The following is an 18,304-nucleotide window of genomic DNA, read 5'->3' as shown; positions in this document are numbered from 1 at the left end:
GCGGGAGATCAGGGGTAGACCGTTATCGCCTTCTCCACGCCGGCGCTGGCCTGCACGGGTGACACGGCGATCGCTCCCGGGGCGGTGAGGGTCAGGGCGGCGCGAATCGAGCCGTCCGTCGTCATCCGATAGGTGGCGCCGGGATCGACTTCCACGCCGAGCGACTCTCCTGCGGCGATGACCATCTCCTCGGGCAGACCCCCGTCCGACGACTCGAGGGTCACGGTCACATCCTGATCCGACGTGTTCGCCAGCTGGACCCGGGGCGCCGGCCCCGACGGCACGGCGAACAGGACATCGCCCTCGATCTCCGGCGCCGGGGTGATCCAGGCGAAGTCGGAGTCGCGACCGAAGCCGTCCTGCTCCCGGAGCGCGGCCACGACCGGAGCGTCCGAAACGACGTCGACCGTGTACGAACCCGGTGCCAGGCCCGTGAGCGCGACCTGCGCGGGCAGGTCGGCTTCGACGGGGACCGAGAACTCATCGACCACGGCGGACGATCCCTCGGCCCGCACCCGGACCTGCACCCGAGCATCCACTCCCGGTGACAGCACTCGGAGGACGGCCATCTCGGCATCGTCCCCTGCGGACGCGAAGACTTGGACCCCGGCCAGCACGAGGTTCTCCTGCGGGCCCGCGACGGCGTCCTGCAGGTCGATACCCGCCGGGTCGAGGACCTGCACGAGGGAGGATTGGAGGACGGCACGGACGGGTGCCCCCACCGCCCCGACACGAACCACCGGCGTGGTGTTCCCCGCCGCGATCGACGTCAGTGGGACCGCGGTCTGCGTGCGAGCGGGCACGATCACGGTGCGCGCGCTCCTCGTCTCCCCATAGACCGAGAGCGTGACGGTCGACGGCACCTCGGCCGCGTTCGTCAGGATCACGATGTCTTCGGTGCCGGTCGCGGTGCTGCCGCCCACGAGCCACGAGTCCAGCTTCGGAACACCGCAGGGGGCGGCCGCGTATCCGGCGAGATCCTCCGTCGCGATGCTGATCGACTCGGCGGCGGCGATCAACGGAGCGGTGCGTCCTTCCACGGTGCCGGTCAGTACGCGGACCTCGCCGGCATCCGGCACATCTTTCACGGCGAGACCCTCGGACGCGGGGTCTCCCGAAGTTCCACCGAGGGTCACGCTCGGCCGCGCGGCGGACGACATGCTGAGCGGATCGATCGCGTCGCGACCGAGCGCGCGGAGGTCCCCGTTGCAGACGAGCACGCTGTCGCCGGGAAGGGGCGTGACCTGCATCTGGGCCGCGTCGTGGCTGATGCTCGGCCAGGGCGCATGCACGGCCGCAGCGATCCCTGCCACACAGGCGACGATGACCACGCCTCCCGTGACCAGGCGCGCGCTGGTGGCGGCGACGCGGATTGCGCGTGAGCGGCTCATCGATCTCCCTCCACGGACCTGTCGGGGCCGTCCTCATCAGCGCCTGCCGGTGGGGACGCGTCGTCCGCTGCGGCAGCCTGATCGCCGCTCGGCTCGGGGTCGGGCTCAGGTTCAGCAATCGGCACCAGCGCCTCGTCGTTCAGGGCAGCGGCATCCTGCGGCTCTTCGAGAGCGCCGACCGGGGGCTGCTCCTCGAGATCGTGACGGTCCTCCGCATGCCGAGGAAGCACCAGAGGCTCATCCGGAGCGCGCCCGACGATCCGGGACTGCGCGCGCGCCGCGCGGCGCGAGGCGCGCGTGGGGATCGACAACAGCAATGCGGCGAGCACCGCCATCAGCTGGAGCGTGAGGACGAGCCTGACCGTCCCCTGCTGAGCGGCGCTGAGGGCAGGAGAGGCCGCAGCCTCCGCTTCCAGCCGCCAGAGCACCCCGCGATCCGTGCGGCCCGCATGCACGAGCCCGGGACGCTGATCGATCGAGGCGATGGCCATGGCACGGAGGGCACGCGCCTTGTCTCCGTCGCTGCCGGTGCCCTGAGCGACCAGCACGTAGCTGATCCCCTTCGCCGCCAGCTCACCCGGCGCATCGAACTCGCGAGCAGACAGCAGGTCCACCGCGAGGGTGGAGACGTCCGCCCCCTGCGGTTCCGTCGCCGTCGAGGTCATGGTCGTCTGCGACCCCAAGGTCTCACTCGCCCCCCGGACGACCTCGACCGCGAGTCCGCCGTCGTTCTTCGGGGTGAGGACGAGCGTCGCGACGTCGCGATCACCCGCTGCCTGGGCTGCGACGTAGGCGGGCAGAGTGGATTCGGGACCGTTCGTCAGGAGGGAGCGATCCGTGTGGAAGGCCGTGAGCGCCGGGACCGCGCAGACCGCCAGGGACAGGGCCGCGACGGTCGCCGCGACACCTCTCAGGCGCGGCGCCGTGATGGCCGTGTCCAGCGTGACGAGCGCAGCGCCGAGCATCCCGATCCAGGCCAGACTGAGGCCTGCCCCCGGCCAGATCGCCACTCCAGCGCCCTGGTCGAAGCTCACGGTGACGCCCACGGCGAAGAAGGCCGTGGCGAGGCCGGTGACCGCGACGACGAGGAGAGTGATCCCCGCTCGCCACCGCGGCGCCAGAGCGGAACCCAGAGCGAGGAGCGCGGTCGGGGCAGAGAGGACCCAGACCCAGGGTGTGATCGCTTCGGGCGCGAACGATGCCCACCCGGCGAGGTCCGTGGTCGGGAAGCCCATCGCGAGGGCCAACCTGCCCGCGGCGTCGGCTGAGGCCTGCGAGCCCGCCCAGATCAGACCGGGGTCGCCCAGGACACCCCACGGCGTCCCGTGCGCGAACTGCCAGAAGACGAGGGGGGCGAACAGCGCCACCGTCGGCACCGGCAGCCAGAGCAGACGCGCGGCCCCCCGGAACTGCGCCGTGCCGAGCACGATGCCGAGCGCCATGACCCACAGCAGGACCAGCGCGGGCGCCAGCGAGGGCGCGCACGCAAGGACGGCCGCGAGCAGCAGCGACGCGCTGCCGGCGGCTCCCCACGATCGGTGGGCGACCACGGCGGTATGGAAGAGCCAGGGAAGGAGGAGATGTACGAGGACGGCGCTCGGACGCCCCTCGACGAGCGCCGTGAGGAACGGAGGGGTGAGCGCCCATGCGACGCCGGCGAAGATGCGCAAGCCCGATCGGTCGGTCACCCGCGTCGCGGCGAACCATCCCCCGAGGACGGCGAGCGGGAGGGCGAGGATCCACAGGAGCACCATCGCGAACGACGGACCAGCAGGCCACAGGGTACCGAGCACCGCCACGATCGCTGCGAACGGATCGGCAGGTCCGATGAGGTCGACGGCGGTGCCCCGAATGCCCCAGGCCGCGTCGCTCCACAGCGCGGCGACGGTCTGACGGAGCGGGAGCAGTCCGCCGCCGCCGAGTGCCGGCCACGCCAGGAGGGTGGTGAACGAGGCGATGCTGACGACGAGCGCCCCGAGCACGGCCCATGCTCCCCCGCCGGAGAAGAAGCGCAGTTCGCTGACCGCGCCGCCCTCGCTGCCATGCCCGTCGTCGAGGTGCCGACGCAGATCCGAGGAGGTGATGCGCAGAGGCGCGATGCTCGCCCACGTCGACGTTCGGAAAGCGCGGATGCGCGACCTCGATCGCGCGATCGCTCCGAGGCGGATCATCGCGGTGAGCGCTGCCCCCCATTCGGGGAGCACGGCCTCGGGCCGCTTGCCGATGAGGTGGGTGAGGGAGCGCCACAGCGCGAGAGGAAGCAGGCTCAGCCAGTGCAGCGGCACCGCCGCGGCGGGAGCGTAGGCCAGGCGTCGATGCAATTGGGCGAGCCGCGTGACGTACGCCCGGCGCGACCGCCCGGACGGCAGCGCCGCAGGACCACCGGGAGCAGCCGAGATTCGTGCGCTCGGTGCGAGTACGACGCGTCCGCCGCCCAGGCGTGCCCGCACCCCGAGGTCGAGTCCCTCATCGGCGCCGGCGAGGGCGGGGTCGAGACGCAGAGCATCGCGGACTTCGCCACGGATGAGGATGCCCCGCACATCGGACCCGAGAGCGTCATCCATGCGATCGTGCTGGCCCTGGTCGAGCTCGCCGGCCGCGAGCTCGACCGAGCGGCCGAGAGCGGTCATCGTCACCCCGAGGGAGACGATCTCGCGGTCGTTGTCGGTCGCGACGAGCTTGGGCGCGATGATCGCCGCGGAGGGCGAGCGTTCCAGCGTTCCGCGAAGACGTTCCAGTGCGCGCGGGTGCGGGGCCGTGTCCTGGGCGAGCAGCCAGATCGCTGAGCCGTCGAGCACCCGCGGCCGAGCGAGGTCGACCGCCTCGGCGAAGGAGGTGCTGGCGCGCGCCTCGATGATGCCCTCTACCGTCGCGGCGACCGCTTCGCTCTCCCGCATCGAAGACGAATCCCCGCAGACGACGAGCGTCACGGCGTCCGCGGGTGCGGTCTGGGATCGCACGGCGTCGAGAGTGCGGAGGAGCTGCGCGCGGGAGGCGGATCCGGGGCGCGCGACGATGATGGCGTGAACTCGGGCTGGCATGTCCTCGTCAGCCTATGCGCGGGTCAGGCGGCGCTGGAGCAGCCCGTGCGGCGCGCCCGCGAAGCCGTGCCACGCGGAGACGATGCGGACGATCAGCTGGCGCGACGCTTGAGCTTGCGGCGTTCGCGCTCCGAGAGACCGCCCCAGATACCGAAGCGCTCGTCGTTGTTGAGCGCGTATTCGAGGCACTCGCTGCGGACGTCGCACGTCGTGCAGATGCGCTTGGCGTCTCTGGTGGATCCACCCTTCTCAGGGAAGAATGCCTCCGGGTCCGTCTGCGAGCAGAGTGCGTCGCTCTGCCAGGCGAGGGCGTTGTCATCGTCGGATGCTTCGGTCCGTCGAACCCCGGGAACACCGAGGTTGATCGGATCGACGAACCAGTTCTCCGGTACGTCGGAACGGTATCCCGTCATCTCGATCTCCAACCCTGTCTCCGCCCCCCGGCGGGCCGTGCTCATGACTAATTACACCCGTGTCATTCGCTCCGGTCAAGTCGCGGATCGTAAACCCTCAAGCCGCTCTTTAAGGTTCTTGGGGGTCGATCGGCGTGTCGCGCGCCCGGGGTCGGCTCAGCGCCCGGGGCTCGCGATGAAGACCTCGCCGACGCCGGAAACGGTGAGGGTGCCTTCGTCGGCACTCGCGAACGCCGCCGCACCGACCACGACGTCGATTCGCTCGCCGTCCGCAGAAGCGACGGCGACCTGCCCGTCCGTCGCGAGCACCATCGTCGGCCCGGACACGTCGAGGGCGACGGGGGTTCCGTCGAGCTCGATCCTCGTGAGCGCGAAGTCGGGCACCGGAACCGGATACGCCGTGACCCCGCCGTCACCGTGGGGGCGCAGCACCGGAACCTCACCGGGAGTGGCGTCGAGGATCGCGAGCAGTTCGGGGACATCGATGCGTTTCGGGGTGAGCCCGCCCCGCAGCACGTTGTCGCTCGCCGCCATGATCTCCACGCCGAGTCCGGACAGGTACGCATGGAGCAGACCCGCGCGCAAGAACACGGCCTCGCCGCGACGCAGGACGACGTGGTTCATGAGCAGAGCGACCACGACGCCGGGATCCCCCGGGTAGTTCTCGGCGACGCTCGCGATCGCACGGAGCGTCGTCCCCCACTCCCCCGTGTCACCGTCTCCACGCACGGACGATGCCACGACGGCCGAGATGATGTCCTCGACCGCAGCGTTCGCTCCGCCCCCGAGCAGCCAGCCGATCGTGTCCCGAAGGGAATCGTCGCCCGCGCCGAGTCGGTCGCGCAACTGAACGACGCCCTCGCTGTCGTCGAGCAGCCCCAGCAGCGCGAGTGTCTCGTCGACCGGACGAAGACCGCTCAGCGACTCGAACCGCTCGCTGAGGGCGACGATGAGCTCGGGCTTGTGGTTGTCGTCGCGGTAGTTGCGCCGCGGATCGTCCGCGGCGAGTTCGCTCTCGCGCTCCCAGCCCGCGCGTGCCTGCGCGATCGTCGGGTGCACCTGGATCGAGAGCGGACGCCCGGCCGCGAGGAGCTTGAGCAGGTACGGCAGGGTCCCCCCGGTGACCTGATCGAGGGTTCCCCCTCCGGCGACATCGGCCGGATCCCCGGGGTGGTCCCCGAACCACACCTCGGCCTCCGGCGCGCCTGTCGGCGTGCGCCCTTCGAGTCCGGCGAGGAGGGAGTCGGATCCCCACGCGTAGTCGCGGGGAGCATTCGTGAGGCTCAGCAGCATGGTCCCAGCGTAGGGTGCACTGCGGCGTTCAGCGACGCGCCGAGCGCGGCGCGGTAGCCTGAACGCGATGGCCCAGTACACCAAGCACCCGGTGGCAGCCCCGCCGACACCGCCGGAGCGCGAGTCGACGGGGCATTTGATGCTGCGCGGCTACGTGATCCTCGTGTTGATCGTGACGTTCGCGCACACCGCGGTGTACAACCTCGTCGGCATGGAGGGGGCCGGTGCCACTCTCGTCGCCTTCACGCTCGCGACGCTGGCCATCGGCGTCCCTATGCTGGCCCGCAATCACCCGCAGCCGTTCCGCTGGCGGCGCCTGCCCTGGACGGCGATCGGCTACACGGCGTTCGCCCTCCTCTCCGTCGCCTGGTCGCAATGGCGGGGGCCGACTCTGATCACCTGGTTCCTCCTCGCCGCGGTGACCGTCAACGGCCTCTTCATCGCGCACGTGCTCACCTGGCATGAGATCGTGCGGGCCCTCTCCTCCGCGTTCAAGTGGATCCTCGGCCTCTCGCTCGCCCTTGAGCTGTGGGTCTCACTCGTCCTGCACGGTCCGCTCCTGCCGAATTTCGCGACGTTGCCGGACGGCCGGATCGACCCGCAGCTCTACTGGGTGCGCGACAACCTCTTCGACGGCGGCAGGATCCAGGGGATCGTCGGCAATGCGAACGTGCTCGCGATCATCTCGCTGTTCTCGATCATCACTTTCGGGGTGCTGTTCGTCGCCCGCGCGCGCTGGCGCACCACGCTCGCGCTCTGGATGCTCCTCGCGGCATACTTCCTGTTCCGCACGTCCTCCGTGACCGCCTTCATCTGCGCAGCCGCGACCGCGGTCGTCCTCGTGGTCGCACTCCTCATGCGTCGCGCCCGCACCCCCGGCGCACGAACGCGCATCTACGTCGTCGCCATCGGCGGGACGGCTCTGGCCACGGTCGTGGTCTGGCTGCTTCGAGAGCCACTCCTCGGCCTCGTCGGCCGCACGTCCGACCTCACCGGACGCTCCGACCTGATCTGGGCGAAGGTCCTGGAGCGGGTCCGCGAGCACCCGGTTCTCGGCAACGGCTTCTCCAGCCCCTGGATCCCCACCGACCCGTCGTTCGATCACTGGATCACCGATCACGGCATCACCGTCTTCCACGCGCACAACATGTGGCTCGATGTCCTGTTCCAGCTCGGCGTCGTCGGCGTCATCCTGATGGGCGTGGCGTACCTGAGCCTGTTGTGGCGCTCCTGGTTCTTCGCCGTCGATCGCCCCCGGTGGGACCTCGATTCCGCGCGCCCCTTCTCTCCGCTGACTCTGCTGCCCAGCCTGTTCACCGTGGTCCTCCTCGTCCAGGGGTTCGCCGAGTCGACGCCGATCATGCTGTGGGGCTGGATGCTCGTGGTGCTCCTGTCGTTCAAGCTGAAGTCCGTACCGCTGGTCGGGGTCGGCGAGCGCGACCTCGTGTTCGAGCGCGGTGCCCGGCAACGGCGGGTTCCGTGACGTCGTCGCGCCCCCTGGTGCGGCTGCTCGGATCGGTCGAGCTGGCTCGCGCCTTCGCCCTCGCCACTCTGACCACGGTCTTCGCCTCGTACGCGATCGAGCGGATGACGTCGAAGGTCACGCTGGCCACCATCATCACGGTGCTCTGCCTCCTGGGCGCGGCGATCCTGTGGGTCCGACGGGATGAGCTGTCCCTTCTCCGGATCGCCCCGTCGTCGCTCATCGCCTTCCTCGGCTGGGCTCTGGTGAGCCTGGTGTGGACGACGGACCGCTCGGACACGCTGTTCGGCTGGATGTCACTGTTCGGCTACGCGTTCCTCGCGATCACGATCGGCCACATCCGTGACACGCTCCAGACCGTTCGCGCGATCGGCGACACCCTGCGCGCCCTCCTCGCCGTCTCGCTGGGACTCGAGATCCTGTCCGGCATCCTCCTCGATCTCCCGTTCACCTTCCTCGCGATCCAGGGAAACCTGGCGGAAGGCGGTCCGATCCAGGGCCTGTTCGGCAGCCGCAACATGCTCGGGTTCATCGCGGTCATCGCCCTCATCACGTTCGTCATCGAGTGGCGCACACAGTCCGTGAACCCGCCGCTCGCCGTGCTCTCGATCGGCCTCGCCGGTTCCCTGGCCTTCCTCTCGGCATCGCCGACCGTGCTCGTTCTCGCCGTCGCCGTGGGCACCGTCACGCTCGCGCTGACGATCGTGCGACACACGTCACCCGCGCGGCGCAACATCGTGCAGCTCGTCCTCGGCATCCTCGTGACCCTGACGCTCGCGATCGCGTTCGCACTGCGCCACCAGATCATCGCGCTGCTGGATGCCGGATCGGACTTCTCGATCCGCGCGTCTCTGTGGAACACGATCCTCGACTTCGTCGCCGTCAGACCGATCAACGGGTGGGGATGGTTCGGTGAGTGGGCCCGTGGCGAATATCCGTTCACCTTCATCAACTTCCAGCTGGACGACCATCATGAGAGCGCACTGAACGCGTTCTTCGACGTGCTGCTCCAGCTCGGTGCGGCCGGTCTGGTTCTGTTCCTCCTGCTGGGCGGCGTCGCACTGATCCGCTCCTGGCTGGTGGCCAGCGTGCGACGTTCCGTCGTCTACGCCTGGACGCCGATCATGCTGGTGACGTTGGCCGTCGACTCGATGTTCGAGAGCTTCACGCTGGTCGGCGCCGGGTGGTTCATGCTGGTGCTCTGCGCGCTGCGCGCCGGACAATCGCGGTCCTGGCGCGAGAACATCGACGCTGTGCACACGGGCGCTATCCCGACGCTCCGCCCACAGGAGTGACCACCCGCAGGGGTGACTGAGGGCGCCGCAGCGCACTCAGCTCAGCGAGCGCAGCTTCTCGGCCCAGGCGATCGCGTCGCGCACACCATCGTCGACCGAGCGTTCGGCACGCCAGTCCAGCACCTCGGCCGCACGGTCGACGATCGCGAAGGCACCCGCCTGGTCACCGGGGCGACGATCGGTCTCGATCACCGCGAGAGGTTCGCCGGTGACGCGTTCGAACGCGGCCACGAGCTCTCGGACCGTCACACCGTCGCCGGTGCCGAGGTTGATCACCTGGTACGGCTCACCGTGGGTGGCGACGTCGTCGAACTTCTGAACCGCCGCAACATGTGCCAGAGCGAGATCCCAGACGTGGATGTAGTCGCGGAGACCCGAGCCGTCGCGTGTGGCCCAGTCGGTTCCGGTGATCGTGAAGGGCTCTCCGGACGCTCTGGCCTGCATGATCTTTCCCAGCGCGTGCGAAGGAGTCGGATTCTGCAGGCCGGTGCGCAGCTGCGGGTCGGCCCCGATCGGGTTGAAGTACCGCAGCGCGATCGCGCGGAAGTCGCCGGCGTTCGCTGCATCGTCGAGGATCTGCTCGACCATCGCCTTGCTCGTGGCGTACGGGCTCGCCGGCGCCAGTCGGCCGGCCTCATCCACGCCGTCGCCGCCCTCCCCGGCGTACACGGCCGCCGAGGAGCTGAACACGATGCGAGGGATGCCCGCGTCCCGTAAGCGCTGGAGAAGCACGATCGTCTTCCCGACGTTCGCCTCGTAGTACCCGAGCGGGTCGGCGACGGATTCCGGGACGACGATGCGCGCGGCGCAGTGGATGACCGCATCGATGTCAGGGTGATCGGCCAGAAGTCGGTCGACCACGGCGATGTCGGCGATGTCGCCGACGTACAGATCGCGCCCCTCACCGAAGGACCGGAGACCGCGGGAGAGGTCGTCGAGGAGGACCACATCGAGACCCACCTCGATGCACGCCGTCGCAATGGTCGAGCCAATGTAGCCGGCGCCGCCGGTGATCAGTACCTTCATCGCGGTCAGTCTAGTCAGTGCACCTGGAGTCCCGAAGGGAGACTCTCCGCAGATGCAGAGGTCATCGACGGTAGGCTACTCACTGCTCGTCGAGTCCCGCGCTGTCCGCTGACAGCGGCCTGCGGCATCAACATCGGAGAACCTCCCTGTGGCCCACGTCCTTCAGAACGTCGTCTTCCCACTTGATCGCGACCCCGACCTCCTTCCGCTGTATGCCGATCCGGAGACATGGTCCGTGATCGAGGACGAACCCGTCCGCGTCTCGAACCGCGCCCACCTGGGGAACATCCTCGGTCGGAACCGTGCCCGCATCGTGGCCGGACGTCGCGTATCGATGGGGACATATTTCAACGCCTTCCCCGCGTCCTACTGGCAGCACTGGACCAGCGTCCGCGATGTGCGGCTCACGGTGCGCACCACTGGCCCGGCGACGATCCTGGTGTACCGCTCCAACGGGTCGGGCGTGCGTCAGCGCGTCGCCACCCGCGAAGTGACCGGCGAGGCGTCGACCTCTTTCGACCTCGAGCTCACGCAGTACAGCGACGGCGGATGGATCTGGTTCGACATCGTCGCGGACGAGAAGCCGGCGGTGCTCGAAGGCGCGGAGTGGACCACCGAGCAGGAGCCCGCCCGTGGGGGCAAAGCCTCTCTCGGCATCACGACCTACAACAAACCTGACTACTGCGTCGAGACTCTGCGCGCACTGGCCGCGTCGCCGGACGCACTGGAGTTCATCGACCGCATCTTCCTGGTCGATCAGGGCACGCAGCTCGTCTCCGAACAGGACGGTTACGACGATGTCGCAGCGAACCTCGGGGAAACACTCCAGGTGATCCGCCAGGACAACTTGGGAGGCTCCGGCGGGTTCGCCCGTGCGATGCACGAGACGCTGCAGCGCCCGGAGAGCGATTTCGTGCAGCTGCTCGACGACGATATCCGTCTCGAGCCGGAGTCGCTGCGCCGGTCCATCGTCTTCGGCCGGTATGCCACCACCCCGGTCCTGGTCGGCGGCCACATGTTCGATCTGCTCGACCGCCCGAAACTGCACGGATGGGCGGAGGTCGTCGACGAGGCCCCGTTCATGTGGCGGAATCTCTATCAGGAGAAGATGCCGCACGACTTCGGCGTCTCCAACCTCCGCCAATCGACTCTTCTGCACATGCGCATGGATGCGGACTACAACGGCTGGTGGATGTGTCTTATCCCCCTCGACGCCATCAGGAAGGTGGGATTGTCGCTGCCCGCCTTCATCAAGTGGGACGACGCCGAGTTCTGCCTCCGTGCAGGTGAAGCTGGTTTCCCCACCGTGTCGATGCCCGGGATCGCGCTCTGGCACGTCTCGTGGGTGAACAAGGACGACTCGATCGACTGGCAAGCCTACTTCCATGCACGCAACCGCCTCGTGGCCGGGCTTCTCCACTCCGACGCCCCGCGCGGCGGACGGTTGATCCGTCACAGCCGACGCGTCGACCTGAAGCACCTCATGATGATGCAGTACTACCCCGTGGCACTCCGTGCGCAAGCCCTGCGCGATGTGCTCTCCGGCCCGGACCACATGCGGCAGAACCTGGCGACGGCGATGCCCGCGGCCCGCGCCCTCGCCGCCGACTACCCAGAGACGGTCGTTCATCGGGACCCAACCACGGTCCTCCACTCTCGACGCGGTCGCCAGGTGTACAAGAAGCTGTCGAAGAACGACTTCGACAGCCCGAAGGGCCTGATGCTGCGCTGGTTCACGCTGTCGACCCTCGTTTCCCATTGGATGCACCGGCCGGCCACGGCGAACATCGCGCAGCCCGAGGTCGAGTTCGGTAAGGAGGACGCGCACTGGTGGCGCGTCCCCGCATTCGACAGTGCCCTGGTGAGCGCGGCCGACGGTTCCGGGAAGAACATCTACACCCGCGACCGCGCGAAGTACCGGCGCATGCTTCGAGACACGATGCGACTGCACTCCGAGCTCACCCGACGCTGGCCGGAGCTCCAGAAGCAGTACCGGGAGGCGCTGCCCGACCTCGTCTCCCCCCAGTCCTGGCAGAACATCTTCGAGGAGAAGGCATGACCGCGGCGCCCGCTGCATTCGACCCGAAGGCCGCCGCGATCGTCATCGTCACCTTCAACCGTTCGCACCTTCTCTCCGGCCTGCTCACCAGCATCACCGCGATGGACCCGAAGCCCGGTCACGTCGTCATCATCGACAATGCGTCGGTGGACGACACGACCGATGTCGTCGAGTCGTTCCGCGATGACATCGGCACCGAGATCGTGTACCGCCGGCTGGAGACGAACACCGGCGGCTCAGGGGGCTTCAGCGAGGGCATGCGCACCGCATACGATCTCGGTTCCGAGTGGATCTGGCTGATGGACGACGATGTCGAGGTCCTCCCCGAGGGGCTCGCGAGGATGGGAGCCTGGAGCAGCCGGTTCAAGAGCATCCAGGGCCGTCGATTCGACTACGACGGCAGCGAGTTCTATTGGCAATACCGCATCGCCGAGCGCATGGGCATCCCGATTCCGTTCGCCCCTTCCGCCTTCGACGAGAGCGGATACAAGGAGATGAACAGCGGTTGCTTCGAGGGCATGTTCATCCACCGCTCGCTGGTTCAGCAGATCGGTCTGCCCGACCCGCGCTTCTTCATCTATTGGGACGACCAGATGTACGGCTGGTTGGCATCGCGTCTGACCACCGCGGTCATCGTCGATGAGTTCGTGCTGCGCCGCACGCGTGAGATCAAGCAGTGGGACATGGGCATCCGCCACATGAACGCCTCGAGCAACGCCTACCGCTACTACATCATGCGCAACCGCGGCTTCATCAAGCAGTACTACCGGGTCCACGGCGTCTACAACCCGCTCCTCTTCGGCCTCGGCACCACGGCGACGTTCTTCAAGGAACTCATCCGCCTCGTCTTCGTCGAGCGGACCGTACGCGGCACGAGCAACCTCTTCCGCGGCATCCGTGACGGCGGCAAGGTCGGACGAGACCGCAGCTGGCAGCCGATGCCCCCGTTGGAGGCGTGACGATGGACGAACCGCAGCCCGAGCTCCGCTGGGCCCCGCTGGCCCCGCAGCCGAAGAAGACCGGAAAGGTCTGGCTGATCGTCGGGCTCGTCGTCGCTGCACTCGCCATCGTCGGGGCACTGTTGTTCTTGTTCCTCCCGCGCGGGGACGCGCCGGCACCGCCGGATTCCGCCTCGCCGTCCCCCTCGGCCACCTCAACCCCGACTGCGACTCCGACGCCGACCTCCTCCCCCACGCCCGAACCGGTGCAGACGCCGCAGGTCACAACGCCGCCGGTCGCTGACCCCTCGATCGAGGTCTTCCGCGAACGGGTCAGCGGATGGCTGGGCGACGCCCCCCGCGGGCTCGACATCATCGCCGGTGCGAGCGGCCAGGACGCATTGCCGGTCCTCGACACGCTGCAGCAGGACGCGCAACGACTGTCGGACGCGCTCCCTCCGTCCTCGATCGAGCAGCAATGGCGCGAAGGGGTGTCGACCTACGCCACCCGACTCACTCAGCTGCGCAGCGCGATCACCGAGGGCTCAGGCGTCGCTGCAGCCGTCGAGGCTGCCCGGTCGTCGGTGCAGCAGCTGCGGAGCGTGGCCGGGCTCTGAGCGATAGTCACACCGCGTAGTCGGCGTTGTACCGGTCCAACACCTCGTTGATCGGTGCGTCGAGAGCGAGCTCCCCCTTGTCGAGATAGAGACCTCGCGTGCAGAACCGGCGCAGATCGCGTTCGTTGTGGCTGACGAAGAAGAGCGTGCGTCCGTCGGCGAGCAGCTCATCGATGCGCTTGTAGCACTTGTCCCGGAACGCCTTGTCGCCGACCGCCAGCACCTCGTCGACGAGCAGGATGGGCTCGTCGAGCTGCGATACCACGGAGAAGGCCAGACGGACCTTCATACCGTTCGAGAGGTGCTTGTAGGGCGTTTCCTCGAACCCCGCCAACTCGGCGAACGCGATGATGTCGTCGTAACGACGCGACACCTCGTCACGGGACATCCCGTGCAGGCCCGCCGTGAGACGGACGTTCTCGCGCACGGTGAGGTCACCCACGAAACCCCCGGTGATCTCGATCAACGGAGCGACGCCCCCGTTGACGCTGACCGTCCCCTCATCGGGGAGAAGCACCTTCGCGACCAGGCGGAGCAGCGTGGACTTGCCCTGACCGTTGCGTCCGACGACGCCGATCGACTCACCGGGCTGCACGGTGAAGGAGACGTTGCGCAGCGCCCAGAACTCTCCTGGCCGAGACCTGCGGGAGGCCCCGGCGAAGAGATCCTTGAAGCTCCGGCGCCCGCGCCGGTTCCGTCGGAAGTGCACACCGAGGTTCGTGACTTCGATCGCCGCGGCCATCACAGCTCCTTCAGCACGGGGCGCTCCAGGCGTCCGAACGTCCACATCCCGAGCGCGAGGATTCCCACGCACATCACCGCGCTGATCAGGATCGGCATCGGATCCCAGAGGTCGGCGAAGAAGCCCACGCGGTAGAGGGTGAAGATCCCGGCGAGCGGGTTGAAGGCGCCGATCACGTCGAACGGCGCCGGCAGGTCCCGGAAGCTGTAGATCACCGGGGAGGCGTAGAACAGGGCCCGCAGAATGAGCGCCGTCGTCCGCTCCAGGTCGGTGTAGAGCGCGCAGAGCGGCGCGACGAGGAGTCCGAGCCCGACCAGAAGCATCGCCTGCAGGAGGACCGCCACCGGGAACCAGAGCAGCAACCAGTTCACGTGCGCACCGCTGAACACGGCGAAGAGCACGAGGACCGGCATCGAGAAGAGGAACTCGATGCCCTTGCTCAGCACGATGCGATTGACCCAGATCGAGCGCGGGATCGCCGTCGAACGGACGAGCCGGGCATCCTTCTTGAACGCTCGGGTGAAGTCGGACACCGAGGTGTTGAACCATACCCACGGCAGCAGCGCCACGATGAGGAAGACGATGTAGGGGTCTTCCCCCACGTCACGGTTGAACACCTGCGTGAACACGAACCAGTAGATCGCGCTCATCACCAGAGGGTCGAGGATCGACCAGAGGTACCCAAGGGAGCTCGTGGCGTAGCGGACCTTGAGGTCGCGAGCCGAGAGCAGCCACAGCGAATGCAGATAACGCCGGGGCGTCCCGGGCGCCCCGACAGCAGCGTGACTCACGATGTCGAGTCTAGGAGAGAGTGTTGTTCCACAGCGACAGCGCCGAGCCGATGGCCATGTGCATGTCGAGGTACTGGTATGTGCCGAGGCGCCCGCCGAAGTGCACGCCGTCCTCCCCCTTTGCAAGCTCGCGATAGGCCAGAAGCCCCTCACGGTCGCTCGGGGTGTTGACCGGGTAGTACGGCTCGTCCTCGCGCTCGGCGAACCGCGAGAACTCCCGCATGATGACCGTCTTGTCCGAGTCGTACACGTCCTTGCGCTCCGGGTGGAAGTGCTTGAACTCGTGGATGCGCGTGTAGGGCACGTCCATGTCGGGGTAGTTCATGACGCTGGTGCCCTGGAAGTCGCCGACGTTCAGCACCTCCTGCTCGAAATCGAGCGTGCGCCAGCTGAGCGCCCCCTCCGCGTAGTCGAAGTAGCGATCGACCGGGCCGGTGTAGACGACCGGGACCTGTCCGACGGTCGCCTTCTTGCTGAGCGAGTGGGTGTCGTCGAAGTAATCGACGTTCAGCTTCACCTCGATGTTCGGGTGATCCGCCATGCGCTCCAGCCACGCGGTGTAGCCGTCCGTGGGAAGCCCCTCCCACGTGTCGTTGAAGTAGCGGTTGTCATACGTGTAGCGCACCGGCAGGCGGCTGATGATGTCGCCCGAGAGCTTCTGCGGGTCGGTCTGCCACTGCTTCGCGGTGTAGTCGCGGAAGAACGCCTCGAACAACGGGCGCCCCACGAGGGCGATGCCCTTCTCCTCGAAGTTCGAAGCCGTCTTCACGTCGAACTCCCCCGCCTGCTCCTTCACGAGCGCGCGGGCCTGGTCGGGTGTGTACGCCGACTGGAAAAACTGATTGATGGTGCCGAGGTTGACCGGCATGGGGAAGACCGTGCCCTTGTGCGTCGTGTAGACGCGGTGCACGTAGTTCGTGAAGCTCGTGAAGCGGTTGACGTACTCCCACACCGTCGCGTTCGAGGTGTGGAACAGATGCGCACCGTAGCGGTGGACCTCGATCCCGGTCTCGGGCTCCGCCTCACTGTAGGCGTTTCCGCCGATGTGGTGGCGGCGGTCGATGACTGTCACCTTGCGGCCTGCTTCGGCGGCGCGCTCGGCGATGGTGAGGCCGAAGAACCCCGACCCGACGACAAGAAGATCCATGTCGTCCATCGTATCGGCGTCTGGCTGGGAGCTTCAGCCAGCGACCCCCATTGCCTGGGCGAGCGGCGGCGCCAACCGACGGACGTAGTCCAGATTGAGGTGATCGGCGTCGTAGTAGACAGACACTCCACCGATCACGGCGTAGCACGCGTCCGAGTCGCAGAAGTAGGGATCTGCATCGAAGGCGCGGATCGCCGGCGACGCCGACTGCGCGGCCGCGACGAGATAGGGGTCGCTGGGCTGCGCCTCCGATCTCGGCACGGCGCAGGCGCCAGGGTTGCCGGCGTTCACCACCACGCAGTCGGGAGAGCGCACCTCTCCGTTGAACGGCACGCCGCCGAGGGGGATGACGGTGATGCCCGCATCCGCCCACTCCGTCCAAGTGCGCACGAGCCCGTCGGAGAACTGGACGTCCTGCGGACGACCCGACCCGTCGTCGACGAGTTGGACGCGGCCGGCGGAGGAGGTCAGCACGAAATCGGGCTTCGACTCGACGACGGCTGCGCGCACGGCCGTCGACCAGTCCCGACACCTTTGCTGATCGGCTCCGGGTGCCGCCTTGCGAAAGCCGACGAACGGGACATCGATGACCGGGCATCCGCCCCCGAAACTCGTCATCACCGACCAGTGGTTCTGACGCGCGAGATCGAACACGGTCCCCTGCCACTGCTGCGCGTGCGAATCGCCGACGAGCCAGACTGTGGTCGGATCCTCGACACCACCGCTGAAGTCGCATTCCACCGTGGCTGTCTTGTCGCCGAACGGCAGCAGGTCTGGACGGGCGACGCACTCTGCCGGGACGTGGAAGTACGAGTTCCGGGGCCCCATGACTGTCTCCGCGGCTGGAGCGAAGCGGTCGTCGCAGCTCACCGACTGCGGCATTGCCTGCGGTCCGACACACTCCTGGATGGTCACGGAGATCGGCGGCACGTCCGCTGCCACGCGGAGGTTGCCCGCCAGCATCAGGGCGCCTCCGGCGACGATCACAGTTGCCATGCCTGCCAGCATGGCAAGGAAGGTACGCCGATTCGACACGGCCACCAGGCGCCAGCGTTGCCCGGGACGCTCCACCAGCCGATACGTCAGCCAAGCCAGGACGAAGGCGACACCGAGGATGCCGACCTTCATCATCGTCGTCATCGTGCTCGCCAAGGCCGACGGGACAAGGACGATCAGCGGCCAGTGCCACAGATAGAGGGAGTACGACACGTCCCCGAGCCATTGCACGGGGCGCAGGGAAGTGAGCCGCGAGTGCCACAGTCGCTGCGTGACAGTGCCCGCAGCGATTACCGCTCCCGCGCCGAGTACGGGGAGGAGCGCATACGCGCCAGGGAAGGGAGTCTCCGGTCCGAACGCCACGGCCGACACGGCAATCACGACGAACCCGATGATCGCGAGGACGTTGGCGGCGAGCCGTGGCAGTCGTCGGAACGTGACGAGAGACAGGAGGCCGCCGATGCCGAACTCCCACGCACGCGTGTACGTGACGAAGTATGCCTGACTCGGCATCCCCGCGGTCGCGAGCATGCTGATCGCGATGCCCAGCGTGACGACGACGCCGAGCGTGATCGCGGCCACGAGGCGCGGACGCCACGCCTTCTTCGCCGCCCACCACCAAGTGGCGAGGAGGAGAAGTGGCCAAACGAGGTAGAACTGTTCCTCGACCGACAGAGACCAATAGTGCTGCGCCACGGTTGCCTGGTCGTTGAGAGCCGAGTAGTCGACCGACATCGCGGCGAGGAACCAGTTCTCGACGTAACCGGCACTCGCCATGATCTCGGCTCCGCCGCGCGTCCATCGCGGGTAGGGCAGGACCAGGAGGGTTCCGACCGCGCTCACGAGGAGTACGAGGAGCGCGGCCGGGAGCAGTCTCCGCACGCGCCGAGCGTAGAACGACGCGAGTGCGATACGTCCGCTCGAGGTCGCGTCGCGGACCAGATGACTCGTGATGAGGAATCCGGAGATCACGAAGAACACATCGACACCGATGTATCCACCGGTCAAGCGAGTCGGCCACAGATGGTTCAAGACCACCGCGAGGATCGCGATGGCGCGTAGCGCTTGGATG

Annotated in this window: 14 protein-coding genes; 5 read left to right on the top strand and 9 right to left on the bottom strand. The window is 67.8% G+C overall.

The genetic code is table 11. The features are described from left to right. Window positions 1-8 precede the first annotated feature (8 nt). The 4 genes from LRQ07_RS06550 to manA all read right to left on the bottom strand — a co-directional run bounded on the left by LRQ07_RS06550 (window position 9) and on the right by manA (window position 6,138). Window positions 9-1,391 carry a DUF5719 family protein gene (locus tag LRQ07_RS06550; protein ID WP_256536193.1) on the bottom strand — a complete coding sequence of 461 codons (1,383 nt, stop codon included), beginning with the start codon at window positions 1,389-1,391 and terminating at the stop codon, window positions 9-11. Beyond that, a complete protein-coding gene (locus LRQ07_RS06545) occupies window positions 1,388-4,432 on the bottom strand; it encodes a glycosyltransferase (protein ID WP_256536192.1) in 3,045 nt (1,014 codons plus the stop codon). The genes LRQ07_RS06550 and LRQ07_RS06545 overlap by 4 nt, the downstream gene beginning before the upstream one ends. Before the next feature lie 92 nt (window positions 4,433-4,524). Beyond that, window positions 4,525-4,845: a WhiB family transcriptional regulator gene (locus LRQ07_RS06540; protein ID WP_081997016.1), complete on the bottom strand. Its 321-nt coding sequence runs from the start codon at window positions 4,843-4,845 to the stop codon at window positions 4,525-4,527. Window positions 4,846-5,001: 156 nt separating this feature from the next. After that, entirely contained in the window at window positions 5,002-6,138 is a 1,137-nt protein-coding gene (gene manA, locus LRQ07_RS06535; RefSeq protein ID WP_232762145.1) for a mannose-6-phosphate isomerase, class I, read from the bottom strand. A 67-nt stretch (window positions 6,139-6,205) separates the two neighbouring features. Between manA and LRQ07_RS06530 the strand changes: the two genes are divergently transcribed. Next, window positions 6,206-7,621: an O-antigen ligase family protein gene (locus tag LRQ07_RS06530; RefSeq protein ID WP_256536191.1), complete on the top strand. Its 1,416-nt coding sequence runs from the start codon at window positions 6,206-6,208 to the stop codon at window positions 7,619-7,621. Beyond that, the gene (locus tag LRQ07_RS06525) at window positions 7,618-8,916 is read left to right on the top strand and encodes an O-antigen ligase family protein (RefSeq protein WP_256536190.1); all 1,299 of its coding nucleotides are present in this window, start codon (window positions 7,618-7,620) and stop codon (window positions 8,914-8,916) included. Before LRQ07_RS06530 ends, LRQ07_RS06525 begins: the two co-directional genes overlap by 4 nt. Before the next feature lie 36 nt (window positions 8,917-8,952). Here the strand turns inward: LRQ07_RS06525 and galE are convergent, their stop codons facing one another. Then, window positions 8,953-9,942 carry a UDP-glucose 4-epimerase GalE gene (gene galE, locus LRQ07_RS06520; RefSeq protein ID WP_256536189.1) on the bottom strand — a complete coding sequence of 330 codons (990 nt, stop codon included), beginning with the start codon at window positions 9,940-9,942 and terminating at the stop codon, window positions 8,953-8,955. A gap of 148 nt (window positions 9,943-10,090) precedes the next feature. Here galE and LRQ07_RS06515 point away from each other — a divergent pair, with 148 nt between their 5' ends. From LRQ07_RS06515 to LRQ07_RS06505, 3 genes are read left to right on the top strand one after another with little or no spacing between them, the layout of a single operon-like run. Beyond that, window positions 10,091-12,001, top strand: a complete 1,911-nt coding sequence (locus tag LRQ07_RS06515) for a glycosyltransferase (protein WP_256536188.1) — start codon at window positions 10,091-10,093, stop codon at window positions 11,999-12,001. Continuing rightward, entirely contained in the window at window positions 11,998-12,960 is a 963-nt protein-coding gene (locus tag LRQ07_RS06510; RefSeq protein WP_256536187.1) for a glycosyltransferase, read from the top strand. The genes LRQ07_RS06515 and LRQ07_RS06510 overlap by 4 nt, the downstream gene beginning before the upstream one ends. Before the next feature lie 2 nt (window positions 12,961-12,962). Continuing rightward, window positions 12,963-13,556, top strand: a complete 594-nt coding sequence (locus tag LRQ07_RS06505) for a hypothetical protein (protein WP_256536186.1) — start codon at window positions 12,963-12,965, stop codon at window positions 13,554-13,556. Between the two features lie 7 nt (window positions 13,557-13,563). Here the strand turns inward: LRQ07_RS06505 and LRQ07_RS06500 are convergent, their stop codons facing one another. Genes LRQ07_RS06500 through LRQ07_RS06485 form a run of 4 tightly spaced genes read right to left on the bottom strand, consistent with a single transcriptional unit; the run spans window position 13,564 to window position 18,303 of the window. After that, on the bottom strand, window positions 13,564-14,298 hold the full coding sequence (locus tag LRQ07_RS06500; protein WP_256536185.1) for an ABC transporter ATP-binding protein: 735 nt from the start codon (window positions 14,296-14,298) through the stop codon (window positions 13,564-13,566). Then, window positions 14,298-15,089, bottom strand: a complete 792-nt coding sequence (locus LRQ07_RS06495; RefSeq protein WP_256536184.1) for an ABC transporter permease — start codon at window positions 15,087-15,089, stop codon at window positions 14,298-14,300. The genes LRQ07_RS06500 and LRQ07_RS06495 overlap by 1 nt, the downstream gene beginning before the upstream one ends. A 10-nt stretch (window positions 15,090-15,099) precedes the next feature. Beyond that, a complete protein-coding gene (glf, locus tag LRQ07_RS06490; protein WP_256536183.1) occupies window positions 15,100-16,236 on the bottom strand; it encodes a UDP-galactopyranose mutase in 1,137 nt (378 codons plus the stop codon). 33 nt (window positions 16,237-16,269) lie between these two features. Further along, complete coding sequence (locus LRQ07_RS06485) at window positions 16,270-18,303, bottom strand: acyltransferase family protein (RefSeq protein ID WP_256536421.1); 2,034 nt, start codon at window positions 18,301-18,303, stop codon at window positions 16,270-16,272. Between the last annotated feature and the right edge of the window lies 1 nt (window position 18,304).

The sequence above is a fragment of the Microbacterium sp. J1-1 genome (assembly GCF_024498615.1).
GTDB classification, from domain to species: domain Bacteria; phylum Actinomycetota; class Actinomycetes; order Actinomycetales; family Microbacteriaceae; genus Microbacterium; species Microbacterium aurugineum.
The sequence above is the reverse complement of the archived record's forward strand: the minus strand, read 5'-3'. Positions and strand labels throughout refer to the sequence as shown.